Here is a 26,148-nt window from a genome sequence, read left to right as displayed (position 1 = left end):
CCGCACCCGCCGACGAACCGAACGCCCCGCCCCCTCAGGCGGGCGACCCGGAAGAGAACCTCCGCAGCAACGGCGACAGCACAAGCACGGACTTCGTCCGCTCCACGAACGGCTCCCCGGCGATCCGCTCCAGCACCCGCTCGAAGTGCCGCATGTCCGAGGCGAACACCTGCACCAGCGCATCGGCCTCCCCGGTGACGGTCGACGCCGCGACGACCTCCTGATACCGCTCCAGCCCCCGCTGGATCGTCTCCGGCGACGTGTTCCGCCGGCAGTAGATCTCGACGAACCCCTCGGTCTCCCACCCGAGCGCGGCCGGGTCCACCCGGACCGTGAACCCGGTGATGGCCCCGCTCGCCCGCAGCCGGTCCACCCGCCGTTTTACCGCGGGAGCGGACAGCCCGATGAGCTGGCCGATGTCGGAGTAGGAGCGGCGGGCGTCCTCGGCGAGGGCGTGCACGATGCGTTCGTCGAGATCGTTCAGCACTGCGGGTGGATCACTTCTCCGGAGTTGCGACAGGGTCGGCGAGACGGGAACGGCGGTAGCCGTAACTGAAGTAGAACACGAGCCCGACGGCCATCCAGACCCCGAAGACCACCCAGGTGACGGCGTCGAGGCTGCCCATCATCCAGACACAGAACCCCAGGCCCAGCACGGGCAGCACCGGCGACCACGGCACCCGGAACGTACGCTCCAAGTCCGGCCGGGTCCGCCGCAGCACCACGACGGCCACATTGACCAGCGCGAACGCGAACAACGTACCGATGCTCGTCGCGTCCGCGAGCTGCCCCAGCGGAATGGCCGCGGCGAGCACACCGCAGAACAGCGAGACGATCACGGTGTTGGCGCGAGGCGTCCCGGTCCTCGGATGCACACGCGAGAACACCTTGGGCACGAGCCCGTCCCGGGACATGGCGAACAGGATGCGGGTCTGCCCGTACAGCACGGTCAGCACCACACTCGCGATGGCGATGACGGCCCCCGCCGCCAGCAGCGTCCCCCAGAACGCGTCCCCGGTGACGTCCTTCATGATCCCGGCGAGCGCGGCCTCGGACTCACCGAACCCCTCCCAGGGCCGCGCCCCGCACCGAGAAGCAGGGGGCCCCGAGCAGGAGGTCCCCGCCACGCCACGTACAGCGCACGACCCTATGAGCCAGAGCTTCGCGAGCGTAATCAGGCAACCTTGCGCACGACCGGAAGATCGTTGCGTTCATCGCGCGACGACGGATGTTCATTGCGCGGCGCCTTTGGAACTTTACGCACGCCAGCCGACCCAGGGGCGCGGGGAACTGCGCGACCAGCCCCCACCGGACCCGCGCCCGCCAACGAACCGAGCGCCCCGAGCCCAAACGCGCCCTAACTCCAGCTGGCGTGAAGGGGCTTCCCCTCCGCATAACCGGCCGCACTCTGTATCCCCACAACAGCCCGCTCGGCGAACTCCTCCAGAGACCCGGCCCCCGCATACGTGCACGAGGACCGAACCCCCGCGATCACCGAGTCGATCAGATCCTCGACCCCCGGCCGAGCCGGATCGAGGAACATCCGCGAGGTGGAAATACCCTCCTCGAACAGCGCCTTCCGCGCCCGGTCGTACGCCGACTCCTCGCTCGTACGGTTACGCACGGCCCGCGCCGACGCCATCCCGAACGACTCCTTGTACAGCCGCCCACTGGCGTCCTGCTGAAGGTCACCCGGCGACTCGTACGTGCCCGCGAACCAGGACCCGATCATCACGTTCGACGCGCCCGCGGCCAGCGCCATGGCGACATCCCGGGGGTGCCGCACACCACCGTCGGCCCAGACGTGCTTCCCGTACTTCTTCGCCTCGGCCGCGCACTCCATGACCGCCGAGAACTGCGGCCGCCCCACCCCGGTCATCATGCGGGTCGTGCACATCGCACCCGGTCCGACACCGACCTTGACGATGTCGGCGCCCGCCTCGATCAGGTCCCGGACGCCGTCGGCGGCGACGATGTTGCCCGCCACTATCGGCACCCGGGGGTCGAGGTCGCGCACCAGCTTGACCGCGTTGATCATCGATTCCTGGTGGCCGTGCGCCGTGTCGATGACGAGCGTGTCGACACCCGCGTCGAGCAGCTGCTCGGCCTTGCCCGCGAAGTCGCCGTTGATGCCGACGGCGGCGGCGATGCGCAGCCTGCCGCTCGCGTCGACGGCGGGGCTGTACAGCGTGGCCCGGAGGGCGCCCTTGCGGGTGAGGATGCCGGCGAGGCGGCCGTCCTTGTCGACGGCGGGCGCGTACCGGCGGTTGGCCGTGTCGAGCCGGTTGAAGGCCTCGCGCGGATCGATGTCGGCGTCCAGGAGCAACAGGTCCCGGGACATGACGACTTCGAGCTGGGTGAAGCGGTCGACGCCGGTGAGGTCCGCGTCGGTGACGACACCGACGGGCCGCAGCTCCGCGTCGACGACGACGCCCGCGTTGTGCGCCCGCTTCGGCAACAGGGCCAGCGCGTCGGCGACGGTCTGGTGCGGGTTCAGCACGATCGGGGTGTCGAGGACGAGGTGGCGGCTCTTCACCCAGGAGATGACCTCGGTGACGACCTCGTTCGGGATGTCCTGCGGGATGACCACCAGGCCACCGCGGCGGGCGACCGTCTCGGCCATGCGGCGGCCGGCGATGGCCGTCATGTTGGCGACGACGAGCGGGATGGTGGTGCCCGTGCCGTCCGGGGAAGCCAGGTCCACGCCCTGCCGCGATCCGACGGAGCTACGGCTCGGGACCATGAAGACGTCGTCGTACGTCAGGTCGTACGGGGGCTGGATGTCATTGAGGAAACGCACGTGCCGCACATCCCGGTCGTTCAGAGGTGACCCCCTGACAGGACCGCCAGGGGGAAGAGCACGTACCTCATTGTCCCATGTCGGCGGGTACGAGCGGCCCCGACGGATCGTCCAGAGGGCGGGTGTGCGGCCTAGGAGGATCCTCCGAGAGCCAGCACGATCCGCAGCTCGGAGTCGGTGCCGCTCCAGTGGTCCGCGGCCTCGGCGAACACCTCCTGCGCCATGCTCCAGTCATTGGGCACGGCCAGGGCGAACTCCCGCCAGCCGCTCAGCACGACCAGCCGTCCGCGCACGGGCGGCGCCCACGAGAGGTCGGTGAGGCAGTCGGCGAGGGCGTCCCAGTTGCGGCCGAAATGGTCGGGCAGGCCGAGGGCGCGGGAGCAGCGGTCCATGAAGGCGGGCTTGTCCATGACACCGCCCAGGTCCAGCTCGATATGGGCCCAGCCGCCGGTGCCCAGCACCTCGGCGAGCGTACTGCCGCTCATCCCGACACCTCCCGCGTCTCCTTCATCCATCCTGATCCATGCGACGCATTCACGCGACGGGTTCATACGACGGCCTTCATGCGACGGGCTTCATGCGAGGTGCTTCATGCGACAGGCGGACCGTGGCAGCACCGTGTCGATGCCGCCGCGGTCCGCCCCGCGCACGCGCTCGCCCTCAGGGCCCGTCCGGGTCCGCCCGGTTGAGCGCCGGGCGCGGTGTCTGACCGGCCGTCAGCAGGTAGTCCGCCGCCGAGGTGTCGGTGACGAGGCTGGTCACCAGCCCCGACCTCAGGACCGCGTCGATCGCGCCCGCCTTGCGCTGCCCGCCCGCGATCGCGACGACCTCGGGGATACGGCGGAGCTGGTCGGCCTTGACCGTGATGCACCGCTCGCCGAGGTCGCGCCCGACCCGGCGGCCGTCGGAGTCGAAGAGGTGCGCGGACATCTCGGCGGCGACACCGAGGGAGGCGTAGTGGCTCCGCTCCTCGTCGCTGAGCATGTCGTGCACCGTGGAGATGCCCGCCTCCCAGGAGCCGATGGAGACGCAGGCGACCGTGACCTTGTCGAAGTACTCGAAGGCCCGGGCGATCCCGGTCTGGTGGCGCAGCGCCGCCGCGGTGGCCTCGTCCGGCAGCAGCATCGGCGCGTAGATGGGGTGGGCGTCGCCGCCCGACACCTGCGCGGCCCGCCGTACCGCCTCGACCGAGCCGCGCTCGGCGGTCCCTGCGTCGTACACACCTGTCAGCTGCACCACCGTGCAGGGCGGCAGCCGGTCCAGGGCGGCCGCCATGTGGATGGTGGAGCGCCCCCAGGCGAGGCCGAGGACATCGCCCTCGTTCACCAGTTCGCCGAGCAGGTCCGCCGCGACCTCGCCGAGGTTCTCGGGATCGGGCGACTCCTCCGCGTCGGCCGGGGACTCGACGACCACCGCGTGCCGCAGGCCGTAGCGGGCACGCAGCGCGTCGGAACGATCCGCGTCCAGCTCCGCGGGAACGCGGATCTCGATCCGTACGAGATCCCGCTCGAGGGCCGTCTCCAGAACACGGGCCACCTTGAAGCGGCTCACGCCGAACTCCTCGGCGATCTGGATCTTGGACTTGCCCTCAAGGTAGAAGCGACGAGCCATGGCCGCCGCCTGAACCAGCTCAGCGGGTCCCATCCGCATGGCTGACCGGCCCGCCGACATACCCGACACGGTCATCTCCTCACTGCTCTTCACACATGGATACGCCGTTCATCCTTGCAGATCCGGCGTTTTCGATCAGCCTGAAGGAACGCCGTTCACGTTCCCTTGGCCGGGTGGTCGCACGACATGCTCCGCTCGCTTCGGCGTTCGCACAGTCGTACCTCCGTGACTCAGTGGCCGCAGGCCCAGCCGACGGTTGCCGTGGTGGCCTCCGCCTGCGCCCGCAGCGCGCGGACCGCATCGGCCGGGTCGTCCGCCCCGTACACCGCGGACCCGGCGACGAAGACGTCGGCGCCGGCCTCGGCGCAGCGCTCGATGGTGGACGCGGCGACGCCGCCGTCGACCTGAAGCCACAGGTCGAGGCCGTGCTTGCTGATCAACTCGCGGGTCCGGCGAATCTTGGGGAGCATGATGTCGAGAAAGGCCTGGCCTCCGAAGCCCGGTTCGACCGTCATGATCAGCACCATGTCGAGCTCGGGCAGCAGGTCCTCGAACGGCTCGATCGGCGTCGCCGGCCTGAGCGCCATGGAGGCCCTGGCTCCCTTGGCCCGGATCTCGCGGGCGAGCCGCACCGGCGCCGCGGCCGCCTCGACATGGAAAGTGACCGAACCGGCACCCGCCTCCACGTACTGGGGCGCCCACCGATCGGGGGCCTCGATCATCAGATGGCAGTCCAGCGGCGTGTCCGTCGCACGGGCCAAGGACTCTACGACCGGCACACCGAGCGTGAGGTTCGGGACGAAATGGTTGTCCATCACGTCTACATGGAGCCAGTCGGCCCCCTCCACCGCCTTCGCCTCGTCGGCGAGACGGGCGAAGTCGGCGGACAAGATGCTTGGGTTGATCTGCGCGGCCATGGACCAAGCCTCCCACGTCCTCGGCCCGTTGTTCGCCCCGGTCCGGATCTGGCCTGTTCAGCCGATGTGGACCTGACCTCTTCCGGCGATGCCGACCCGGCCCCTTCAGCGGCCCGGCGGCTCCACCGACGGCTGTGGGAGTGGCGATGACGGAGACCGAGCGGGAATCGCGACCGGTGGGCGGCCGGGGCATCGCGCACCTGGTGTGCGGTCGCCGTGCCAAGTGGGTCGTCCTGGTCCTGTGGCTTGTGCTGCTCTTCCTGACCGCGCCGTTCGCGTCCAAGCTCACCGACGCCCAGGACAACGACGCGGCCTCCTGGCTGCCGGGCTCGGCCGAGTCCACACAGGTCCTGGAGCTCTCCGAGGACTTCCGGCCGGAACAGATACCCGCGGTGGTCGTCTACGCCCGCGAGAGCGGCCTCACGGCCGGGGACCGGACGCGGATCGAGGAGGACGTACGCGAGCTCAAGCAGCTGCGCGACCACGGCATCATCGGCGCGGAGACCCGAGGCCCGGTCTACGACCGTGGGACGGACCCGCGCGCGGCCCAGGTCCATGTGCCGATCCTGATGGACGAGAAGGGCTGGGAGCGGATCGCGCCCGCGGTCGACTCGATCCGGGACGATGTGGGCGAGGGCGGCGACGGGCTCGCCGTGCACATCACGGGTCCAGGGGGTACGTCCGCCGACTTCTCCGAGGCTTTCGAGGGCATCGACTCCACGCTGCTGCTGTCGGCGATGGGTGTCGTCGTCGTGATGCTCCTGTTCACCTACCGCAGTCCCACCCTGCTCCTGGTCCCGGTGCTCGGGGTGGTCGCCGCCCTGCTCACGGCCCAGGCCCTGATCTACCTGCTGGCGGAACACGCCGGCTTGACCGTGAACGGCCAGAGCGCGGGCATCCTCACCGTCCTCGTCTTCGGCGCGGGCACCGACTACGCCCTGCTGCTGGTCGCCCGCTACCGCGAGGAGCTGCGCCGCCACGAGGACCGCCACGAGGCGATGGCCCTCGCCCTGCACCGGGCGGGCCCCGCGGTGCTGGCGTCCGGCGCGACGGTCGTACTGAGCATGCTGGTGCTGCTGGCCGCCGAGATGAACTCGACGAGCGGGCTGGGCCCGGTGGCCGCCATCGGCGTCGCGGTCGCCCTGCTCGCGATGATGACGCTGTTCCCGGCCCTGCTGGTGATCTTCGGCCGCTGGATCTTCTGGCCGGTGATCCCGCACCTGGGCTCGGCCGACCCGTCCGAGAGCGGCGTGTGGGCCCGTATGGGCCGTCGCTTCAGCCGGCGCCCCCGGACGGTCTGGGTCGCCACGGCGGCCGCCCTCGCGCTGTGTTCGCTGGGCCTGATCCAGCTGCGCGCGGAGGGCATCGCCAACGCGGACGCCTTCACCGGCAAACCGGACTCGATCGTCGGTCAGGAGGTCTCCGCACGCTACTTCCCGGCGGGCAGCGGCGACCCCCTCGTGATCATCAGCAACCAGGCGCAGGCCCAGGAGGTGGGCCGGACGGTCGCCGACACGGACGGCGTCGTACCGGACTCGCTCGGCCTGCCGCCCGGCACGAAACCCGCCCACGACGGCCAGGTCCTCTTCGAGGCCACCATGTCCGACCCCGCCGACAGCGAGGCCGCGAAGCAGACCGTGGAACGGGTCCGGGACGCCGTGCACGCGGTGCCGGACGCCGACGCCCAGGTGGGCGGCGGTACGGCGGCCCTGCTGGACATGGACGAGGCGACGACCCACGACAACATCCTGATCATCCCGCTGGTGCTGCTCGTGGTCCTGCTGATCCTCTGCGCCCTGCTCCGCGCCCTGATCGCACCGCTCCTGCTGATCGGGACGGTGATCCTGTCCTTCGCCGCCGCGCTCGGCATCAGCGCGCTCGCCTTCAGACACCTGTTCGACTACGCGGGCGAGTCGACCGACTTCCCGCTCTTCGTCTTCGTGTTCCTGGTAGCCCTGGGCATCGACTACAACATCTTCCTGACAACCCGCATCCGCGAGGAGGCCGCCCACCAGGGCACGCGCAAGGGCGTGGTGACCGGCCTCGCGGCCACGGGCGCGGTGATCACCTCGGCCGGCCTGGTCCTCGCCGGCACCTTCGCCGCCCTCGGCACCCTGCCCATGGTCGCCTTCGCCGAGATCGGCTTCGCCGTCGCCCTGGGCGTCCTCCTCGACACCTTCGTCGTACGCTCCGTCCTGGTCACCGCCCTGTTCCTGGACGTCGGCCCGAAGGTGTGGTGGCCCAACCGACTGGCCCACGAGGACACCGTCCCGCCACCGAAGGAACCGGCGGGGAGCGCCCCGGGGCCGCGCGGATGAGCACCGCCGCCCGACGGCCGGTCAGGCGGTGCGGCGGATGAGCGCCAGATACATGGCATCGGTCCCGTGCAGATGCGGCCACAGCTGCACGTCGGGCCCCTCGCCCAGCCCCGGTACGCCGTCCAGCAGCGGGCGCGCGTCGATGAGGTCGGCCGCGCCGCCGAACTGCTTGAGCACGTCCTCGACGACCACGCGGGTCTCGGCGAGGTGCGGCGAACAGGTCGCGTAGCCGACGACACCGCCGACCCGTACGGACTCCAGGGCGGTCCGCAGCAGCGCCCGCTGAAGCGGAGCGAACCCGTCCAGGTCCTCGGGCCGCCGGCGCCAACGGGCCTCGGGCCGCCGCCGCAGGGCCCCGAGCCCCGTACAGGGCACATCCATCAGCACCCGGTCGAACGCCCCCGGCCGCCAGGGCGGACGGGTCCCGTCCGCCGCGATGACCTGATAGGGACCGGGGTTGCCGCGGAGCGCCTTCGCGACCAGCCCCGCGCGGTGCGGCTGCTTCTCGGAGGCGAGCAGCACGGCCCCGCGCTCGGCGGCGAGGGCGGCGAGCAGCGCGGCCTTGCCGCCGGGCCCGGCACATCCGTCGAGCCAGGCCTTGTCCGGCCCGTCGAGCGGCGCGTTCGCCAGGGCGAGCGCCACGAGCTGGCTGCCCTCGTCCTGCACACCCGCACGGCCTTCCCGTACGGCGTCGACGGCCCCTGGCTCCCCGCCCTCGGCGAGCCGCACGGCGTACGGCGACCAGCGCCCGGCCACCGCCGACTCCTCGCGGAGCAGTTCCTCGGTGGTGGCCCGCCCGGGCCGGGCGATCAGGGTCACCTCGGGCCGCTCGTTGTCGGCCGCCAGCAGCTCCTCGATCCCGGCGCGCCCGCCGCCCAGCGAGTCCCAGAGCGCGGACACGACCCACCGGGGGTGGGAGTGCACCACGGCGAGATGGTCTTCCGGATCCTCGTCGTACGGCGGCGCGACGCGCTCCAGCCACCCGTCGAGGTCGTGCTGAGCGATCTTCCGCAGCACGGCGTTCACGAACTTGGCCCGCCCGTCCCCGAGCACGACCCGCGCGAGGTCGACGGAGGCGGACACGGCGGCATGGGTGGGAATCCGTGTCCCCAGCAGCTGATGGGCACCGAGGCTCAGCACATCGAGCACCGGCGGGTCGACCTCGCGCAACGGCCGGTCCACACACGCCGCGATGACGGCGTCGTACGTCCCCTGCCGCCGCAGCGTGCCGTACACCAGCTCGGTCGCCAGCGCCGCGTCCCGCGCTTCGAACTTGTCGGGCCCCTCCTTCTCCCGCGCCCTGCGCAGCAGCGGCGGCAGAACGAGGTTCGCGTACGCGTCCCGTTCGTCCACGGCCCGCAACGCCTCGAAGGCGAGCATGCGGACGGGGTCCTTCTGGGGGCGACGGTACGGCTTGCGCGGACGGCGGGACTGCTCACTCACGAAAAAGGTGCTCCGGATACGGGAAGAGATGCCATGACCAGCGTACGCCGCCGGGTGACGGCGCCCGGGACGGGTCCTACGCTCCCAGCGACTCGCCGGAGGAGATGCGGACCCCGCGGGCCCAGTCCGCGGCCCGCATCGGCTTCTTGCCCTGCGCCTGCACCCAGAGCAGCTCCACCGCGTACGACCCGGTCCCGGCGTACACGTTGTTCTTGCCGACGTCGAGCGCGCCCGGCGCCAGTTCGGTCCGTTCGGGCACCGGCACGACGTGGATGAGCTTCAGCCGCTCGCCACGGAACGTCGTCCAGGCACCCGGCGCGGGCGTGCACCCGCGCACCACCCGGTCGACCCGCAGCGCGGGCGTGGCCCAGTCGAGCCGCGCGTCCTCCACGGTGATCTTCGGCGCCAGGGTGATCCCCTCGGCGGGCTGCGGCACCGCCTTCAGCGTCCCGTCCTCGATGCCGTCCATGGTGGCGGCGAGCAGTCCGGACCCGGCGAAGGCGAGGCGGGTCAACAGATCGCCGCTCGTGTCGGTGGGCCGGATCTCCTCGGTGACCGTCCCGTACACGGGCCCGGAGTCGAGCCCCTCCTCGATGAGGAACGTGGACGCCCCGGTGATCGCGTCCCCCGCCATGATCGAGTGCTGCACGGGGGCGGCGCCCCGCCAGGCCGGCAGCAGGGAGAAGTGCAGGTTGACCCAGCCCTGAACGGGCACATCGAGCGCGACCCTCGGCAACAGCGCCCCGTAGGCGACCACCGGGCAGCAGTCGGGCGCGATCTCCCGGAGCCGCGCGAGGAAGTCCTCGTCCCGCGGCCGGTGCGGCTTCAGCACCTCGATGCCCGCCTCCACGGCCCGCTGCGCCACGGGGCTCGCGACCAGCCGCCGCCCCCGCCCCGCCGGCGCGTCCGGCCGCGTCACGACAGCGGCGACCTCATGCCTCCCCGACGCGATCAACGCGTCCAACGCGGGAACAGCGACCTCGGGGGTACCGGCGAAGACAAGCTTCATGGGTGACTGACGGCCTCTCGGACGGAAGTACATACGCCCCGCGCCTACGGCACGGGACAACGCACCAGTCTATGTTCCACAGCCACTTCCACCGCCGGTGGGCCAACGGCCCCGCGGGTGGCGAAGCCCCCGCGGTGCCCAGCGGCAGCGGGGGCGCACCCCAAGCCGCGCGCCCCGCGCATATGCCCCTACGCGCCCACACCGTGACCAGCGGAGCGAATTCGCGTTGGTCAAGAAAGAGTTGACCACTACGGGCCGCACATCGCGGCACATCCTATTTCAACGCCGGTTCGAGAGGCTTGTTCATGGCCGACCACGCAACCCACGACGCCCAGGCTCGGGCCAGCCTGCACTTGCTGGTGCGGGACATCGAGCGGGTCCGCCGGCAGGTGGACGCACTGCGCACCCTCACCGCCCAGTTGGGCAATGTCTACCGCCCGCGCCGCTCCGGCCCCTCCACGGGCTTCGTCGTCTACGGACGCGCCCCAGCCCCGACCGTCCGCCTCGCCCAGGAGCTGCGGGACAGCGTCGAGACCCTGGTCACGGCCGCCGTGGACTTCGACCGCTCACTCGGTTTCTCGTGGGACGCGGTGGGCTCCGCCCTCGGAGTCACCAAACAGGCCGTTCACCGCCGCTACGGCGCCCGCCGCGCCGCCGCACAGGCCGCCGCGGAGGCCGAGCGCACGGGCGACCCCCAGAGCAGCCGCACCGTCAACGTCGGCTCCGGCCTGCCCACGGTCCCCGCGGCCCGGTCGATGCCGCCTCAGATGCCAGGACAGATGCCGGCACAGATGCCGGCCCAACTGCCCGCGCAAATGCCGACTCAGCCGACAGCAGGCAGCCCCACCCTCCGCGACGAGGTGAGACCGACAGCCTTCCCCGGCCCGCGCAACGGCTGACCTCCGCTCCCTGCCTGCCTCCCGGTGTCCAACCGGGAGGCAGTCGCATGCCCGGCCCCAAGCCCTCGCGGACGACCCGAGCCACCCGACATCCGCCAAGGGCTCCGCCGTCAACCACTCACCCGATGTCCAGCGGATCCACCCGAATCCGCACCCGCACGCTCTCGCTCCCCCCACGCGCCATCCGCGCCGCCTGCGCGTTCTTCAACGCACCGGCCAACGCCGCCCCGCTCCCCGGCGGCACCCGAATCAGCGCCCGCTCCCACTGCTCCCCGCGCACCGGCGCCCCCATCCGCCGCGCCCGTCCCGCCTCCGCAGCGGGCCCGGCCCCAGACACAGGCCCTGGCGCAGCCATCGGCACGGGTCCCAACACCTCGGCATCCGAAGGCAGTTCGACCCCGCCCAGAAAATCGGCCACGGCCTCGGCCGTCCCGGACACGGCGGCCATCCGCGACACCGGCGGAAACCCCAGCTCGGCCCGCTCGGCGAGCTCCCGCACCGCATGCCCCACCGGATCCCACCGCACGAGCGCCTGCACAGGTCGCAGGGTCGGCTCGGCGACCACGACGACCGTACCGCCGGCCCCCTGGTCCCGTACGAGCGAGGCGGCGCCGATCCACCGCCGCAGCGCGTCCTCGCCGGCCCGCAGATCGGGCCGTCCGAGCATGGCCCACCCGTCGAGCAGCAGCGCGGCCGCATAGCCTCCCTCGGCGACCGGCTCCGCCCCCGGGGTGCTCACGACCAGCGCGGGCGTCCCCGGCACGGTGTCCAGCACCTGCTCCCGCCCGGAGGTCCGCACCGGCACGGCCGGAAAGGCCCGCCCCAGTTCCTCGGCGGTCCGCCGCGCCCCCACGACCTGCGCCCGCAGCCGGTATCCCCCGCACTCGGGACAGTGCCAGCCCGCCTCCTCACGCCCGCACCACCCGCACGGCAGAGCCCCGGCACCGTCCTGCGCCTCCAACGGCCCCGCACAGTGCCGGCATCGCGCGGGTTCCCGGCACCGCGCACAGGCCATCCGCGGCACATACCCCCGCCGCGGCACCTGCACGAGCACCGGCCCCGCCTTGAGCCCCTCCCGCGCGACCTGCCACGCGAGACTCGGCAGCCGCGCCGCCCGAGCCGCCTCGTCCCGGGCGAGATCCCCGTCCCCCACGGTCCGCACGAGTGGCGCGGCGGCCCGCACCTGCTCCCGCCCGGCGACGATCGGCGCGGCCCACCCACTCTCGACAAGCTGGGCGGCCTCGACCGTACAACTCCAACTCCCCAGCAAAAAGCCGCACTTGTCCCGCGTGGCCCGCAGCTCCAGCACCTCCCGAACATGCGGAAAGGGAGCGTTGTCATCACTGTGACTGGCGTCGCCGTCGTCCCAGATGACGACCAACCCGAGATCCCGCACCGGCGCGAACATCGCGGCCCGGGTCCCGACCACAGCCCGTACTGCCCCCCGCCGCACTGCGAGCCACTCCCGGTACCGCCGCTCCTGGCCGGCGTCGGCGGTCAGCAGCGCATGGCGCCCTTCCCCCAGCAGCCCCTTGAGCGCCTCGTCGACCCGCGCGGCGGGCCGCCCGGCCGGTACGACGACGAGCGCGCCCCGCCCGGACGCCAGCGTCGCCTGCACGGCCCGCCCGATCTCCTCGGCCCAGTCCGGCCCGGGCAACGCGGTCCACACGGCCCGAGGCGCACCCCCGTCGGCCAAGGCCCGCAGAAAATCCTCCCCGCGCCCGTACCGCCGCCAGGGCCCGGCCTCGGGCGCGGCCGGAGCCGGAGGCGGCCCCCCCATCTCCACAGCCTCCGCTCGACCGTGCCGAGGCGGAACGGCCAGTTGCAGCACGTCGGCGAGACTCCCCGCGTACCGATCCGCCACCGCCCGCGCCAGCGCCAACAACTCGGGCCCCAGCACCGGCTCCGGCGACACGACCTGTGCGAGCGCGGCCAACGGCCCCGCATAGTCCGACTCGGCGACCCGCTCGACGAGAAACCCGTCGATCAGCGAGCCCCCCTCCCGCCGCCCCTCCCTGACATTCCGCCCCCCGGCGCCGAACCGCACCCGGACCCGCACCCCGGGCTGGGCGACAGCGTCCAACTCCTCCGGCACCGCGTAGTCGAAGTAGCGGTCGAGGTGCAGCACGCCCTTGTCGACCAGCACCCGAGCGACCGGCAGCTCCTTCGCCACCGCCGCCCCGCGCCAGGTCCGCGGCTTCGCCCGCGGCGCCTTGGCCTTGCGCACAGCCTCCCGGACAAGCGCGAGCTGCTCCGGCGCCGCGTCCCCCGCCGCGCCGCCGCCCCTCTGCCCATCCTCGCTGCTCACCCTTGCATTCTTACCAAATCCCACTGACAACCAACGCCGCCCGAGCGCCCACGGCCTCGCTCACACCCGGCCGGCCAGCCGTTCTCGCGGGAGGCGGCGAACGCGCCGAGGCCCGGCTCCCCCAAGGGGCACCGGGCCTCGCGATGGACCGAGGGAACCGCGGGTCCTACAGACCCGCCGCCGTGCGCAGCGCGTCCACGCGGTCCGTGCGCTCCCAGGTGAAGTCGGGGAGTTCGCGGCCGAAGTGGCCATATGCGGCGGTCTGGCCGTAGATGGGGCGGAGGAGGTCGAGGTCGCGGATGATGGCGGCCGGGCGGAGGTCGAAGACCTCTTCGATGGCCTTCTCGATGCGCTCGGAGTCGACCTTGGCGGTGCCGAAGGTCTCGACGAAGAGACCGACGGGCTCCGCCTTGCCGATGGCGTAGGCGACCTGGACCTCACAGCGGGAGGCGAGGCCCGCGGCGACGATGTTCTTGGCGACCCAGCGCATCGCGTAGGCGGCGGAACGGTCCACCTTGGACGGGTCCTTGCCGGAGAAGGCTCCGCCGCCGTGGCGGGCCATGCCGCCGTACGTGTCGATGATGATCTTGCGGCCGGTCAGGCCGGCGTCGCCCATCGGGCCGCCGATCTCGAAGCGGCCGGTGGGATTGACCAGCAGGCGGTAGCCCTCGGTGTCCAGCTTGATGCCGTCGTCCAGGAGGGCCTTCAGCTCCGGCTCCACCACGAACTCGCGGATGTCGGGAGCGAGGAGGGACTCCAGGTCGATGTCGCTGGCGTGCTGGGAGGAGACGACGACCGTGTCCAGGCGGACCGCCTTGTCGCCGTCGTACTCGATGGTGACCTGGGTCTTTCCGTCGGGACGCAGGTAGGGGATGGTCCCGTTCTTGCGGACGTCGGAGAGGCGCTTCGAGAGGCGGTGGGCCAGGAAGATCGGCAGCGGCATCAGCGTCGGCGTCTCGTCCGTCGCATAGCCGAACATCAGGCCCTGGTCGCCGGCACCCTGCTTGTCGAGCTCGTCCTCATCGCCCTCGACCCGGGACTCGTACGCCGTGTCCACACCCTGCGCGATGTCCGGGGACTGCGCGCCGATCGACACCGACACACCGCAGGAGGCGCCGTCGAAGCCCTTCTTCGACGAGTCGTAGCCGATCTCCAGGATGGTGTCGCGCACCAGCTGGGCGATCGGCGCGTACGCCTTGGTCGTGACCTCTCCGGCCACGTGCACCAGGCCGGTCGTGATGAGCGTCTCCACCGCGACCCGGGACGTGGGGTCCTCACGCAGGAGCGCATCGAGAATGGCATCACTGATCTGGTCAGCGATCTTGTCGGGGTGACCCTCGGTCACTGACTCCGAGGTGAACAGACGACGGGACACAACGCTCCCTGGGGTTGCAGCGGCTGCTGGCTGATCATTGGCGGACGTGCTCGGGAGCTGCGCCCGGCGTCGTCCGAGAACAGTTTATCGGTCGGGCTCGGCCACCGGCCCACCTGTCTCGCCTCTCGGGAGCTCTGTGACCTGCGGCACGTGCATTCTGCCCAAAGGCCGTCGGTGTCCGCCAGGGTCGCCACGCGTCAATGTGCGTGGCGGCAAGGAGTCGTGGCTCGAATGAGGCGTTCAGTCCAGTCGGTTCGCAACCAGGTCCCACACCGTTTCGGCCAGGGCTTCCTTCGGGCCGTGCGGCACCGGGGTCTCACTCCCGTCGGCTCCCAGCACGACGGCCTCGTTCTCCTCCGAGCCGAACGTCTTGCGCTCCCCCACCTCGTTGACCACCAGCAGATCGCACCCCTTGCGTGCCAGTTTCGCGCGGCCGTTGGCGAGGACGTCGTCGGTCTCGGCGGCGAAGCCGACGACCACCTGACCCGGGCGGGGACGGTCCACCGATATCTCCGCGAGGATGTCCGGATTGCGCACCAGGACGATGGGTTCGGGGTCCATGCCGTCCTTTTTCTTGATCTTGCCGGCGGCGTACGTCTCCGGCCGGAAATCCGCCACCGCGGCCGCCATCACCACGACGTCCGCGTCCGGCACCGCCTTGAGCACCGCCTCGCGCAGCTGGACGGCCGTGCCCACCCGTACGAGGTCCACGCCGGCGGGGTCCGGCAGTCCCGTGTTCGCCTCGATCAGCGTGACCCGGGCACCGCGCGCGGCGGCCGTACGGGCCAGGGCGTATCCCTGTTTGCCGGAGGAGCGGTTGCCGAGGAAGCGGACCGGGTCGAGGGGTTCGCGGGTGCCGCCGGCGGTCACGACGACGTGCCGGCCGACGAGGTCCGGCTCGGTGACGCCCCTGGCCAGCACCCGGCGGCAGACCTCGAAGATCTCCGCGGGGTCCGGCAGTCGGCCCTTGCCGGTGTCGACGCCGGTCAGCCGGCCCACGGCGGGGTCGATGACGAGGGCGCCCCGGCGGCGCAGCGTGGCCACGTTCTCCTGGGTGGCCGGGTGCTCCCACATCTCGGTGTGCATGGCGGGGGCGAAGACGACCGGACAGCGGGCGGTGAGGAGGGTGTTGGTGAGGAGGTCGTCGGCCAGGCCGTGGGCGGCCTTGGCCAGCATGTCGGCGGTCGCCGGGGCCACGATCACCAGGTCGGCCTCCTGGCCGATGCGGACGTGCGGCACCTCGTGGACGCTCTCCCACACCTCGGTGGAGACCGGGTGGCCGGAGAGCGCGGACCAGGTGGCGGCGCCTACGAAGTGCAGTGCGGAGTCCGACGGCACGACCCTTACGTCATGTCCGGACTCCGCCAGCCTGCGCAGCAGCTCACAGGCCTTGTACGCGGCGATCCCACCGCTGACCCCCAGAACGACCTTCGGCTTGCCCACCGGGCCTCCCCGCACTCGAACCCGAACCTGACAGACGCACACCGCGCTCGTCGGCGTACGGGTCCATCACACACCACAGGCCCGGCAGTCGCGCTGCCGGGCCTGTGGAAAAACCAACTGCAAGCCGAAAATCCTACTGACGCTTACGCGGGGCCGTCGATGGCCTCGGACGTCAGCAGACCCGCGTTGATCTCGCGCAGGGCGATCGAGAGCGGCTTCTCGTGCACGTGAGTGTCGACGAGAGGACCGACGTACTCAAGAAGACCCTCGCCGAGCTGCGAGTAGTACGCGTTGATCTGGCGGGCACGCTTGGCCGCGTAGATCACGAGGCTGTACTTCGAGTCCGTGGCCTCGAGGAGCTCGTCGATCGGCGGGTTGATGATGCCCTCGGGCGCGGAGATGGAAGAGGACACGCTCTACCTTCCGATGGATGGGAAAGAATCATTCATGATCACAATTCGTGATCACACAACGTCCACCAAGGCTAGCAGCTCGCGCGCCACATCCTCGACGGAGGTATTGACCAGGGTCACGTCGAACTCCGGCTCGGCCGCCAGCTCGATCTTGGCCGCTTCCAGGCGGCGTTCGATCACCTCCGGCGGTTCGGTGCCCCGTCCGGTGAGCCTGCGCACCAACTCCTCCCAGGAGGGCGGAGCCAGGAACACCAGCTGGGCCTCGGGCATGGTCTCGCGGACCTGCCGTGCGCCCTGGAGGTCGATCTCCAGCAGGACCGGCTCGCCGCGCTCCAGGCGTTCGAGCACGGCGGCCCGTGGAGTTCCGTAGCGGTTGCCGGCGAACTCGGCCCACTCCAGCAGCTCACCGTTGGCGATCAGCTTGTCCATCTCCTCGTCGGTGACGAAGAAATAGTGGACTCCGTGCTGCTCACCAGGGCGCGGCTTGCGGGTCGTCGCCGACACCGAGAGCCAGACCTCGGGGTGTGCCTTTCGCATATGAACGACGACCGTGCTCTTGCCGACCCCGGAGGGGCCGGAGAGCACGGTCAGCCGCGGACGTTCATTCATGCAGCGATTATTCCAGCAATCCCGGAGTGCCCGGGACTCCCTGTCCGGAGTACCCGGGATCAGGAACCGGTGCTGCCGAACTCACGCTCCAGAGAAGCGATCTGGTTGGAACCGAGGCCGCGTACACGGCGGCTTTCGGAGATGCCGAGTCGCTCCATGATCTGCTTGGCGCGGACCTTGCCCACGCCGGGCAGAGACTCAAGAAGGGCGGAGACCTTCATCTTGCCAACGACGTCATTCTCCTGACCCTGCTTGATGACCTCATGCAGGGAGGCGCCGGAGTGCTTGAGTCGATTCTTGACCTCGGCCCGCTCCCGGCGAGCCGCGGCGGCCTTTTCGAGCGCGGCTGCGCGCTGTTCAGGGGTAAGGGGCGGAAGAGCCACGCCTACGTCACCTCGGATGTCGAACTGTCGGATACGGACCGGTGAGGAACCTAGTCGCCCCACACCTGGGGAGCCACGAGCAACACGCTTGCCCGTTCTCCCCCACTACCTGGAGGGTGTGGGGGTGGCCCCACTCGTCGGAGACTAGCGGCCAACTCCGCCGGAGTCAGCGAGAACAGCGGAAAAGTCCTGGTCAGCCTCCATGGACTCGGACATAAGCCGCATAATGCCCCGGATTTGAGAATGTATTCAGACTCAGGCCGTCCGGTAACCGCCGCCGAGCACTCATCGGAGGTCTCGGGCGGACGCCACCGCGGCCCGGGTCTCGTCCGCGAAACGATCCGAGGCGTCACGCAGCGCGACGGCGTCGGGTCCGTGACGGAGAACACCCCGGCTGACGTTCGGGACCACACGGCGCACGGCCGCCCCGAAGACCGCCGGAAGATCTGCCGGAGTGGCTCCCTGTGCGCCGATCCCGGGCGCGAGGAGAGGTCCGTTGATGTCCAGGTCATACGACGAGAGATCACCCAGCGTGGCACCGACGACGGCCCCGAAGGAGCCCATGGACTCCTCCCCCGAGTTCTCGGCCGCGAGATGGGCCAGCATCGCCGCGCCGACGTTCCGGCCGAGGGGGTCCTCGGTGCGGACCGCGTGCTGCACCTCGCCGCCCTCCGGGTTGGAGGTCAGCGCCAGCACGAACAGCCCGCCCCCGCTCTCGCGCGCGAGGTCGACGGCCGGCTTCAGCGAGCCGTAGCCCAGGTACGGCGACACCGTCAGGGCGTCCGAGAACAGGGGCGCGTCCGGGTGCAGGAAGGTCTCGGCGTACGCGGCCATGGTGGAGCCGATGTCGCCGCGCTTGGCGTCCATGACGACCAGCGCGCCCGCCGCCCGCGCCTCCCGCACCGAGGTCTCCAGTACGGCGATGCCCCGGGAACCGAAGCGCTCGAAGAACGCGCTCTGCGGCTTGAGGACGGCCACCCGCTCCGCCAGCGCCTCGACGACCGTGCGGCTGAAGCGTTCGAGGCCCGCGACATCGTCGTCCAGGCCCCAGGCGGCGAGCAGGGAGGAGTGCGGGTCGATGCCCACGCACAGCGGGCCGCGCTCGTCCATGGCGCGGCGCAGTCGCGTACCGAAGGGATCGGTCATGCCGTCTTCCTCACGTCGGCGCCGACCGCGTCGGCGAGGGTGGCGTACGGGCTGGTGCGCAGGCGTGCGGCGAGACCCTTGTGGACGGCGCGCGCCCAGAAGGGGCCCTCGTAGACGAAGGCGCTGTAGCCCTGGACCAGCGTGGCGCCGGCCAGGATGCGCTGCCAGGCGTCCTCGGCGTCTTCGACGCCCCCGACGCCCACCAGGGTGATCCGGTCGCCCACGCGCGCGTAGAGGCGCCTCAGGACCGCGAGGGAGCGGCTCTTGACGGGGGCGCCGGAGAGACCGCCGGTCTCCTTCACGAGAGAGGGTTCGGATTTCAAACCGAGACCCTCGCGCGCGATGGTGGTGTTCGTGGCGATGATCCCGTCCAGGCCCAGTTCCACGGCGAGGTCGGCGACGGCGTCGATGTCCTCGTCGGCGAGGTCCGGCGCGATCTTCACCAGCAGCGGCACCCGGCGGGTACGGACCGTGCGGTCGGCGGCCTCACGGACGGCGGTCAGCAGGGGCCGCAGCGCCTCCGTGGCCTGGAGGTTGCGCAGGCCGGGCGTGTTGGGCGAGGAGACGTTGACGACCAGGTAGTCGGCGTACGGCGCGAGGCGCTCGGTGGACTTCACGTAGTCCCCGGCGGCCTCGTCCTCGGGGACTACCTTGGTCTTGCCGATGTTGACGCCCACGACGGTCCTGAAGACGGGCGTACGGGAGGCCAGGCGGGCCGCCACGGCGAGGGAGCCCTCGTTGTTGAAGCCCATGCGGTTGATCAGCGCGCGGTCGGCGACCAGACGGAACAGCCGCTTCTTGGGGTTGCCGGGCTGGGCCTCCCCCGTCACCGTGCCGATCTCGACGTGGTCGAAGCCCAGCATCGACATCCCGTCGATGGCGACGGCGTTCTTGTCGAAGCCGGCGGCCAGCCCGAAGGGGCCGTGCATCCGCAGCCCGAACGCCTCGGTGCGCAGTTCCTCGTGGCGGGGTGCCAGGGCGGCCGCGACGAAGGTGCGCAGCACGGGCACGCGGGCGGCGAGGCGGATCCAGCGGAAGGCCAGATGGTGGGCCTGCTCCGGGTCCATCCGTTTGAAGACCAGACGGAAGAAAAGCTTGTACATGATCATGTCCTCGAAGGGGCGCCTCACGAAGAGGTCTCATGAAGAGGGGGACACCGTTTCCGGTGTCCCCCTCAGGGCTGCTAGTCGCGGGCCGCGGTCAGGTGTTCCGCGTGTTCCTGGAGTGAGCGCACACCCACGTCGCCGTGGTTGAGCGCGTCGATGCCCTGGACGGCGGCGGCGAGCGCCTGGACCGTCGTCAGGCACGGCACGGACCGCGCCACGGCCGCCGTACGGATGTCGTAGCCGTCGAGGCGGCCGCCGGTGCCGTACGGGGTGTTGACGATGAGGTCGACCTCGCCGTCGTGGATGAGCTGGACGATGGTCTTCTCGCCGTTCGGGCCGGTGCCCTCGGACTGTTTGCGGACGACGGTGGCGTTGATGCCGTTGCGCTTGAGCACCTCGGCCGTGCCGGACGTGGCGAGCAGTTCGAAGCCGTGGGCGACCAGCTCACGCGCGGGGAAGATCATCGAACGCTTGTCGCGGTTGGCGACCGAGATGAACGCGCGGCCCTTGGTGGGCAGCGGCCCGTACGCGCCGGCCTGCGACTTGGCGTACGCCGTGCCGAAGACCGAGTCGATGCCCATGACCTCGCCGGTGGAGCGCATCTCCGGGCCGAGGATCGTGTCGACGCCGCGCCCGTGGATGTCGCGGAAGCGCGACCACGGCATGACGGCCTCCTTGACGGAGATCGGCGCGTCGAGCGGAAGCTCACCGCCGTCGCCGTCGGCCGGAAGCAGCCCCTCCGCCCGCAACTCGGCGATGGTCGAGCCGAGCGAGATCCGGGCGGCGGCCTTGGCCAGCGGCACCGCGGTCGCCTTCGAGGTGAAGGGGACCGTGCGGGAGGCGCGCGGGTTGGCTTCGAGGACGTAGAGGATGTCGCCGGCCATCGCGAACTGGATGTTGATCAGACCACGCACGCCGACACCCTTGGCGATGGCCTCGGTGGAGGCCCGCAGCCGCTTGATGTCGAAGCCGCCGAGGGTGATCGGGGGCAGGGCGCAGGCCGAGTCGCCGGAGTGGATGCCGGCCTCCTCGATGTGCTCCATGACGCCGCCGAGGTACAGCTCGTGGCCGTCGTACAGGGCGTCGACGTCGATCTCGATCGCGTCGTCGAGGAACCGGTCGACGAGGACCGGCCTGGAGGGGCTGATCTCGGTCGACTCGGCGATGTACGACTCCAGCCGGGTCTCGTCGTAGACGATCTCCATGCCGCGTCCGCCGAGCACGTAGGACGGGCGGACGAGGACCGGGTAGCCGATCTCGTCGGCGATGGCCTTCGCGCCGACGAAGGTGGTCGCCGTGCCGTGCTTCGGCGCGGGGAGACCCGCCTCGGCGAGCACCCGGCCGAAGGCACCGCGGTCCTCGGCGGCGTGGATGGCCTCCGGCGGGGTGCCCACGACGGGTACGCCGTTGTCCTTGAGCGCCTGCGACAGGCCCAGCGGGGTCTGGCCGCCGAGCTGGACGATGACGCCCGCGATCGGGCCGGCCAGCGACTCCGCGTGGACGATCTCCAGCACGTCTTCCAGCGTCAGCGGCTCGAAGTACAGGCGGTCGGAGGTGTCGTAGTCCGTGGAGACGGTCTCCGGGTTGCAGTTGACCATCACGGTCTCGTAGCCCGCGTCGCTGAGCGCGAAGGAGGCGTGGACGCAGGAGTAGTCGAACTCGATGCCCTGGCCGATGCGGTTCGGGCCGGACCCGAGGATGATCACGGCCGGCTTCTCGCGCGAAGCCACCTCGGTCTCCTCGTCATAGGACGAGTAGAAGTACGGCGTCTTCGCCGCGAACTCGGCGGCGCACGTGTCGACCGTCTTGTACACCGGGCGTACGCCCAGCGCGTGCCGGACCTCGCGCACAACGTCCTCGCGCAGCCCGCGGATCTCGGCGATCTGCTGGTCGGAGAAGCCGTGGCGCTTGGCCTCCGCCAGAAGATCCGGATCGAGCTTGTCGGCGGCAGCCAGTTCGTCCGCGAGCTCCTTGATCAGGAAGAGCTGGTCGACGAACCAGGGGTCGATCTTCGTGGCCTCGAAGACCTCCTCGGGCGTGGCGCCCGCGCGGATGGACTGCATGACGGTGTTGATACGGCCGTCGGTGGGCCGCACGGACTCCGCCAGCAGGAGATCCTTGTCGCCGGGCTCGCCGACGAACGTGAACTGGCTGCCCTTCTTCTCCAGCGAGCGCAGCGCCTTCTGCAGCGCCTCGGTGAAGTTGCGGCCGATCGCCATGGCCTCGCCGACCGACTTCATGGTGGTCGTCAGGGTGGAGTCGGCGGACGGGAACTTCTCGAAGGCGAAGCGCGGGGCCTTCACGACGACGTAGTCGAGGGTCGGCTCGAAGGACGCCGGGGTCTTCTCGGTGATGTCGTTCGGGATCTCGTCGAGCGTGTAGCCGACGGCGAGCTTGGCCGCGATCTTGGCGATCGGGAAGCCGGTCGCCTTGGAGGCGAGCGCCGAGGAACGCGAGACACGCGGGTTCATCTCGATGACGATGACGCGACCGTCGTCCGGGTTGATCGCGAACTGGATGTTGCAGCCGCCGGTGTCGACGCCGACCTCGCGGATGATCGCGATGCCGATGTCGCGCAGCCGCTGGTACTCGCGGTCGGTGAGCGTCATGGCCGGGGCGACGGTGATGGAGTCGCCGGTGTGCACGCCCATCGGGTCGAAGTTCTCGATGGAGCAGACGACCACGACGTTGTCGTTCTTGTCGCGCATCAGCTCCAGTTCGTACTCCTTCCAGCCGAGGATGGACTCCTCCAGGAGCACCTCGGTGGTCGGGGAGAGCGTGAGGCCCTGGCCGGCGATCCGGCGCAGCTCCTCCTCGTCGTGGGCGAAGCCGGAGCCGGCGCCGCCCATGGTGAAGGAGGGCCGCACGACCACCGGGTAGCCGCCGAGCGTCTCGACGCCCGCGAGCACGTCGTCCATGGAGTGGCAGATAACCGACCGGGCGGACTCGCCGTGCCCGATCTTCGCGCGGACGGCCTCGACGACGCCCTTGAAGAGGTCGCGGTCCTCGCCCTTGTTGATCGCCTCGACGTTGGCGCCGATCAGCTCGACGCCGTACTTCGCCAGCACACCCTGCTCGTGCATGGAGATCGCGGTGTTGAGGGCCGTCTGGCCGCCGAGCGTCGGCAGCAGGACGTCCGGGCGCTCCTTGGCGATGATCTTCTCGACGAACTCCGGGGTGATCGGCTCGACGTAGGTCGCGTCGGCGATCTCCGGGTCGGTCATGATCGTCGCCGGGTTGGAGTTGACCAGGATGACGCGCAGGCCTTCGGCGCGCAGGACGCGGCACGCCTGGGTGCCGGAGTAGTCGAACTCGGCGGCCTGGCCGATGACGATCGGGCCGGAGCCGATGACCAGGACGGACTGGATATCGGTGCGCTTAGGCACGCTGGCCCTCCATCAGGGATACGAAGCGGTCGAACAGGTAGGCGGCGTCGTGCGGGCCCGCTGCTGCTTCGGGGTGGTACTGGACGCTGAAAGCCGGCCGGTCAAGGAGCTGGAGCCCCTCCACCACGTTGTCGTTGAGGCACACATGGGAGACCTCGGCGCGGCCGTAGGCGGTGTCGGACACCTGGTCGAGCGGGGCGTCGACGGCGAAGCCGTGGTTGTGCGCGGTGACCTCGACCTTGCCGGTGGAACGGTCCTGCACCGGCTGGTTGATGCCGCGGTGGCCGTACTTCAGCTTGTAGGTGCCGAAGCCCAGGGCACGGCCCAGGATCTGGTTGCCGAAGCAGATGCCGAACAGCGGGGTCCCGCGCTCCAGCACCGCCTTCATCAGCGCGACCGGGTGGTCGGCGGTGGCCGGGTCGCCGGGCCCGTTGGAGAAGAACACGCCGTCCGGGCCGGCCGCGTACACCTCCTCCACGGACGCCGTCGCCGGGAGTACGTGCACCTCGATGCCGCGCTCGGCCATGCGGTGCGGGGTCATGCCCTTGATGCCGAGGTCGACGGCGGCGACGGTGAACCTCTTCGTGCCGATCGCCGGGACGACGTACGTCTCCTTCGTGGCGACCTCCGCGGAGAGGTTCGCACCCTTCATCTCGGGGGCCTGGCGGACCTCGGTGAGCATGGTGCCCTCGTCGGGCAGCGCCTGGCCGGAGAAGATGCCGACGCGCATGGCGCCGCGCTCGCGCAGATGGCGGGTGAGGGCCCGGGTGTCGATGCCGCTGATGCCGACGACGCCCTGCTGCCTCAGCTCGTCGTCCAGCGACCGGCGGGAGCGCCAGTTGGAGGGCACGCGCGCGGGGTCGCGTACGACGTATCCGGAGACCCAGATCTTCTTGGACTCGGGGTCCTCGTCGTTGACGCCGGTGTTGCCGACGTGCGGGGCGGTCATCACGACGACCTGGCGGTGGTACGACGGGTCGGTGAGGGTCTCCTGGTAGCCGGTCATCCCGGTGGAGAACACGGCTTCGCCGAAGGTCACCCCCACGGCCCCGTAGGCACGGCCGCGGAAGATCCGGCCGTCCTCCAGGACGAGTACGGCGGGAACCCTGGTGGCTCCCCGGGTGGAGGTCGTCATCGTGCGCCTTCCGTTTCCGTCTTGTTGATCATGTGGTTCAGGGTCTCGACCCAGTCGTTGTGCTCGGCCGCGCGGTCGGAGCGGAACCCGGAGTCGAGCAGCTTGCCGCCGTGCTCCCAGGTGACGACCAGCAGGCCGCCCTCGCTGAGGACCTTGCCCGCGATGCCCTTGTCCAGCCGGGCCTCGCGCAGCGCCCCGACCGGGACGAAGAAGTCCGTCGCTCCCGGGCGTACCACGTCCAGGCCTGCGTCCGTCAGCGTCAGCTCGACCCGGCTGCGGGTGCCCAGGCCGTGCGCGACGATGCGGTCGAGCCACTGCCCGGCGGTGGTGGAGCCGTGGTAGCGGCCGCTCATGTCCAGTCTCACGGGACCTGGCTCGTCCGGCGCGTCGAGGAGGGCCGGCAGGTCGCTCTGGAGCGTGCCGCGCCATTTCCAGCCCTCGCGCATCAGCCAGTAGACGAGCGCGACGAAGAGGGCGAGTCCGACGACCCAGCCGATCCGCGCGGCCCAGTCGGTGACCTCGGCCGATTCCTTCTCGGCGGCCAGCAGAATTACAGGTGTCACGTGAGCTTCCCGTCGACGAGCGTGGCCTTGCCCCGCAGCCACGTGTGCGTGACACGGCCCGGCAGCTCGCGGCCCTCGTACGGGGTGTTGCGGCTGCGCGAGGCGAAGCCCGCGGGTTCCACCGGCCCACGGTATGCCGTGTCGACAAGCGTGAGGTTGGCGGGCTCACCTGCCGAGACGGGACGGCCGTGCCCCCGGGCCCGGCCGATCCCGGCGGGCTTGACCGACATCCGGTCCGCGACGCCCGCCCAGTCCAGCAGCCCGGTGTCGACCATCGTCTCCTGGACCACCGACAGGGCGGTCTCCAGTCCCACCATGCCCATGGCGGCCGCGGCCCACTCGCAGTCCTTGTCCTCGTGCGGGTGCGGGGCGTGGTCGGTGGCGACGATGTCGATCGTGCCGTCGGCGAGCGCCTCGCGCAGGGCCAGGACGTCGCGCTCGGTGCGCAGCGGCGGGTTGACCTTGTAGACCGGGTTGTACGACCGCACCAGCTCGTCGGTGAGGAGCAGGTGGTGCGGGGTGACCTCGGCGGTGACGTCGATGCCGCGGGACTTGGCCCAGCGCACGATCTCCACCGAGCCGGCGGTCGAGAGGTGGCAGATGTGCACGCGGGAGCCCACGTGCTCGGCGAGCAGGACGTCCCGGGCGATGATCGATTCCTCGGCCACCGCGGGCCAGCCGCCGAGGCCCAGCTCGGCGGAGACGACGCCCTCGTTCATCTGGGCGCCCTCGGTCAGCCGCGGCTCCTGCGCGTGCTGGGCGACGACTCCGCCGAAGGCCTTCACGTACTCCAGGGCCCTGCGCATGATCACGGCGTCGTCGACGCACTTGCCGTCGTCCGAGAAGACCGTGACCCCGGCGGCCGACTCGTACATCGCGCCCAGCTCGGCGAGCTTCCTGCCTTCGAGACCGACGGTGACGGCGCCGATGGGCTGCACGTCGCAGTACCCGTGCTCCCGGCCCAGCCGGTAGACCTGCTCGACCACACCGGCGGTGTCGGCGACGGGGAAGGTGTTGGCCATGGCGAACACGGCCGTGTAGCCGCCACTCGCGGCCGCCCGCGTGCCCGTCAGCACCGTCTCGGAGTCCTCGCGGCCGGGCTCGCGCAGATGCGTGTGCAGGTCGACCAGGCCCGGCAGGAGCACCTTTCCGGCGGCCTCGACGACCTCGGCGCCCTCGTCGGACAGTCCGACGCCGACCTCGGCGATGGTCTGGCCGTCGATCAGAACATCCTGCGGCTCGCCGCCGAGCACCTTCGCACCACGGATCAGGATCTTGCTCATC

The 26,148-nt window shown here is 70.9% G+C and carries 21 protein-coding genes and 1 pseudogene; 2 read left to right on the top strand and 20 right to left on the bottom strand.

All coding sequences use genetic code 11. The features are described from left to right. Positions 1–34: 34 nt before the first annotated feature. The 6 genes and pseudogenes from I8N67_RS00570 to rpe form a co-directional block, all read right to left on the bottom strand. Positions 35–487, bottom strand: a complete 453-nt coding sequence (locus I8N67_RS00570; RefSeq protein ID WP_200300540.1) for an Lrp/AsnC family transcriptional regulator — start codon at positions 485–487, stop codon at positions 35–37. A 10-nt stretch (positions 488–497) separates the two neighbouring features. Beyond that, positions 498–1,085, bottom strand: a pseudogene (locus I8N67_RS00565) (amino acid permease); the annotation flags it as partial. A 272-nt stretch (positions 1,086–1,357) separates the two neighbouring features. Then, positions 1,358–2,800 (bottom strand): GuaB1 family IMP dehydrogenase-related protein, encoded by a 1,443-nt coding sequence (locus I8N67_RS00560; protein ID WP_200300539.1) that lies wholly within the window; start codon positions 2,798–2,800, stop codon positions 1,358–1,360. A gap of 131 nt (positions 2,801–2,931) precedes the next feature. Next, the gene (locus I8N67_RS00555; protein WP_200300538.1) at positions 2,932–3,285 is read right to left on the bottom strand and encodes a barstar family protein; all 354 of its coding nucleotides are present in this window, start codon (positions 3,283–3,285) and stop codon (positions 2,932–2,934) included. Positions 3,286–3,460: 175 nt separating this feature from the next. Further along, positions 3,461–4,504, bottom strand: a complete 1,044-nt coding sequence (locus tag I8N67_RS00550; protein ID WP_200300537.1) for a sugar-binding transcriptional regulator — start codon at positions 4,502–4,504, stop codon at positions 3,461–3,463. A gap of 137 nt (positions 4,505–4,641) precedes the next feature. Continuing rightward, positions 4,642–5,328 (bottom strand): ribulose-phosphate 3-epimerase, encoded by a 687-nt coding sequence (rpe, locus tag I8N67_RS00545; RefSeq protein WP_200300536.1) that lies wholly within the window; start codon positions 5,326–5,328, stop codon positions 4,642–4,644. Positions 5,329–5,474: 146 nt separating this feature from the next. On the opposite strand from rpe, the gene I8N67_RS00540 reads away from it, so the two are divergent. Continuing rightward, a complete protein-coding gene (locus tag I8N67_RS00540; RefSeq protein WP_200300535.1) occupies positions 5,475–7,646 on the top strand; it encodes an MMPL family transporter in 2,172 nt (723 codons plus the stop codon). A 21-nt stretch (positions 7,647–7,667) separates the two neighbouring features. Here I8N67_RS00540 and I8N67_RS00535 read toward each other — a convergent pair whose 3' ends face one another. Both I8N67_RS00535 and fmt read right to left on the bottom strand, forming a co-directional pair. Then, a complete protein-coding gene (locus I8N67_RS00535; RefSeq protein ID WP_200300534.1) occupies positions 7,668–9,089 on the bottom strand; it encodes an RsmB/NOP family class I SAM-dependent RNA methyltransferase in 1,422 nt (473 codons plus the stop codon). A 76-nt stretch (positions 9,090–9,165) separates the two neighbouring features. After that, the gene (gene fmt, locus I8N67_RS00530) at positions 9,166–10,098 is read right to left on the bottom strand and encodes a methionyl-tRNA formyltransferase (protein WP_200300533.1); all 933 of its coding nucleotides are present in this window, start codon (positions 10,096–10,098) and stop codon (positions 9,166–9,168) included. A 305-nt stretch (positions 10,099–10,403) separates the two neighbouring features. Here fmt and I8N67_RS00525 point away from each other — a divergent pair, with 305 nt between their 5' ends. Continuing rightward, entirely contained in the window at positions 10,404–10,997 is a 594-nt protein-coding gene (locus I8N67_RS00525; RefSeq protein WP_200300532.1) for a hypothetical protein, read from the top strand. Positions 10,998–11,115: 118 nt separating this feature from the next. Here the strand turns inward: I8N67_RS00525 and I8N67_RS00520 are convergent, their stop codons facing one another. The 12 genes from I8N67_RS00520 to I8N67_RS00465 all read right to left on the bottom strand — a co-directional run bounded on the left by I8N67_RS00520 (position 11,116) and on the right by I8N67_RS00465 (position 26,147). After that, the gene (locus tag I8N67_RS00520) at positions 11,116–13,305 is read right to left on the bottom strand and encodes a primosomal protein N' (RefSeq protein ID WP_200300531.1); all 2,190 of its coding nucleotides are present in this window, start codon (positions 13,303–13,305) and stop codon (positions 11,116–11,118) included. A gap of 166 nt (positions 13,306–13,471) precedes the next feature. Next, positions 13,472–14,680, bottom strand: coding sequence for a methionine adenosyltransferase (metK, locus tag I8N67_RS00515; protein WP_200300530.1), 1,209 nt, complete (start codon positions 14,678–14,680; stop codon positions 13,472–13,474). Between the two features lie 240 nt (positions 14,681–14,920). Further along, positions 14,921–16,123 (bottom strand): bifunctional phosphopantothenoylcysteine decarboxylase/phosphopantothenate--cysteine ligase CoaBC, encoded by a 1,203-nt coding sequence (gene coaBC / locus I8N67_RS00510; protein ID WP_200300529.1) that lies wholly within the window; start codon positions 16,121–16,123, stop codon positions 14,921–14,923. Between the two features lie 143 nt (positions 16,124–16,266). Beyond that, a complete protein-coding gene (gene rpoZ, locus I8N67_RS00505; RefSeq protein ID WP_055521902.1) occupies positions 16,267–16,536 on the bottom strand; it encodes a DNA-directed RNA polymerase subunit omega in 270 nt (89 codons plus the stop codon). Between the two features lie 51 nt (positions 16,537–16,587). Further along, positions 16,588–17,145, bottom strand: coding sequence for a guanylate kinase (gene gmk / locus I8N67_RS00500; RefSeq protein ID WP_200300528.1), 558 nt, complete (start codon positions 17,143–17,145; stop codon positions 16,588–16,590). Positions 17,146–17,204: 59 nt separating this feature from the next. Next, on the bottom strand, positions 17,205–17,528 hold the full coding sequence (locus I8N67_RS00495; protein ID WP_200300527.1) for an integration host factor, actinobacterial type: 324 nt from the start codon (positions 17,526–17,528) through the stop codon (positions 17,205–17,207). A gap of 285 nt (positions 17,529–17,813) precedes the next feature. Then, positions 17,814–18,674: an orotidine-5'-phosphate decarboxylase gene (gene pyrF / locus I8N67_RS00490; RefSeq protein ID WP_200300526.1), complete on the bottom strand. Its 861-nt coding sequence runs from the start codon at positions 18,672–18,674 to the stop codon at positions 17,814–17,816. Continuing rightward, positions 18,671–19,777, bottom strand: a complete 1,107-nt coding sequence (locus tag I8N67_RS00485) for a quinone-dependent dihydroorotate dehydrogenase (RefSeq protein WP_200300525.1) — start codon at positions 19,775–19,777, stop codon at positions 18,671–18,673. The genes pyrF and I8N67_RS00485 overlap by 4 nt, the downstream gene beginning before the upstream one ends. A gap of 80 nt (positions 19,778–19,857) precedes the next feature. Continuing rightward, on the bottom strand, positions 19,858–23,166 hold the full coding sequence (gene carB, locus I8N67_RS00480; protein WP_200300524.1) for a carbamoyl-phosphate synthase large subunit: 3,309 nt from the start codon (positions 23,164–23,166) through the stop codon (positions 19,858–19,860). Continuing rightward, a complete protein-coding gene (gene carA, locus I8N67_RS00475; RefSeq protein ID WP_200300523.1) occupies positions 23,159–24,301 on the bottom strand; it encodes a glutamine-hydrolyzing carbamoyl-phosphate synthase small subunit in 1,143 nt (380 codons plus the stop codon). The genes carB and carA overlap by 8 nt, the downstream gene beginning before the upstream one ends. Beyond that, positions 24,298–24,864, bottom strand: coding sequence for a PH-like domain-containing protein (locus I8N67_RS00470; RefSeq protein WP_200300522.1), 567 nt, complete (start codon positions 24,862–24,864; stop codon positions 24,298–24,300). The genes carA and I8N67_RS00470 overlap by 4 nt, the downstream gene beginning before the upstream one ends. After that, positions 24,861–26,147: a dihydroorotase gene (locus I8N67_RS00465; protein ID WP_200300521.1), complete on the bottom strand. Its 1,287-nt coding sequence runs from the start codon at positions 26,145–26,147 to the stop codon at positions 24,861–24,863. The genes I8N67_RS00470 and I8N67_RS00465 overlap by 4 nt, the downstream gene beginning before the upstream one ends. Position 26,148: the final 1 nt, after the last annotated feature.

The organism is Streptomyces adelaidensis, assembly GCF_016598475.1.
Lineage (GTDB): Bacteria > Actinomycetota > Actinomycetes > Streptomycetales > Streptomycetaceae > Streptomyces > Streptomyces adelaidensis.
This window is presented reverse-complemented; position numbering and strand designations above follow the sequence as displayed.

Coding starts and splice junctions, on each gene's coding strand:
- carA (WP_200300523.1), bottom strand. CDS start 24,301: ATGACGACCTCCACCCGGGGAGCCACCAGGGTTCCCGCCGTACTCGTC.
- I8N67_RS00525 (WP_200300532.1), top strand. CDS start 10,404: ATGGCCGACCACGCAACCCACGACGCCCAGGCTCGGGCCAGCCTGCAC.
- fmt (WP_200300533.1), bottom strand. CDS start 10,098: ATGAAGCTTGTCTTCGCCGGTACCCCCGAGGTCGCTGTTCCCGCGTTG.
- gmk (WP_200300528.1), bottom strand. CDS start 17,145: ATGAATGAACGTCCGCGGCTGACCGTGCTCTCCGGCCCCTCCGGGGTC.
- I8N67_RS00555 (WP_200300538.1), bottom strand. CDS start 3,285: ATGAGCGGCAGTACGCTCGCCGAGGTGCTGGGCACCGGCGGCTGGGCC.
- I8N67_RS00485 (WP_200300525.1), bottom strand. CDS start 19,777: ATGTACAAGCTTTTCTTCCGTCTGGTCTTCAAACGGATGGACCCGGAG.
- pyrF (WP_200300526.1), bottom strand. CDS start 18,674: ATGACCGATCCCTTCGGTACGCGACTGCGCCGCGCCATGGACGAGCGC.
- I8N67_RS00540 (WP_200300535.1), top strand. CDS start 5,475: ATGACGGAGACCGAGCGGGAATCGCGACCGGTGGGCGGCCGGGGCATC.
- rpe (WP_200300536.1), bottom strand. CDS start 5,328: ATGGCCGCGCAGATCAACCCAAGCATCTTGTCCGCCGACTTCGCCCGT.
- I8N67_RS00465 (WP_200300521.1), bottom strand. CDS start 26,147: ATGAGCAAGATCCTGATCCGTGGTGCGAAGGTGCTCGGCGGCGAGCCG.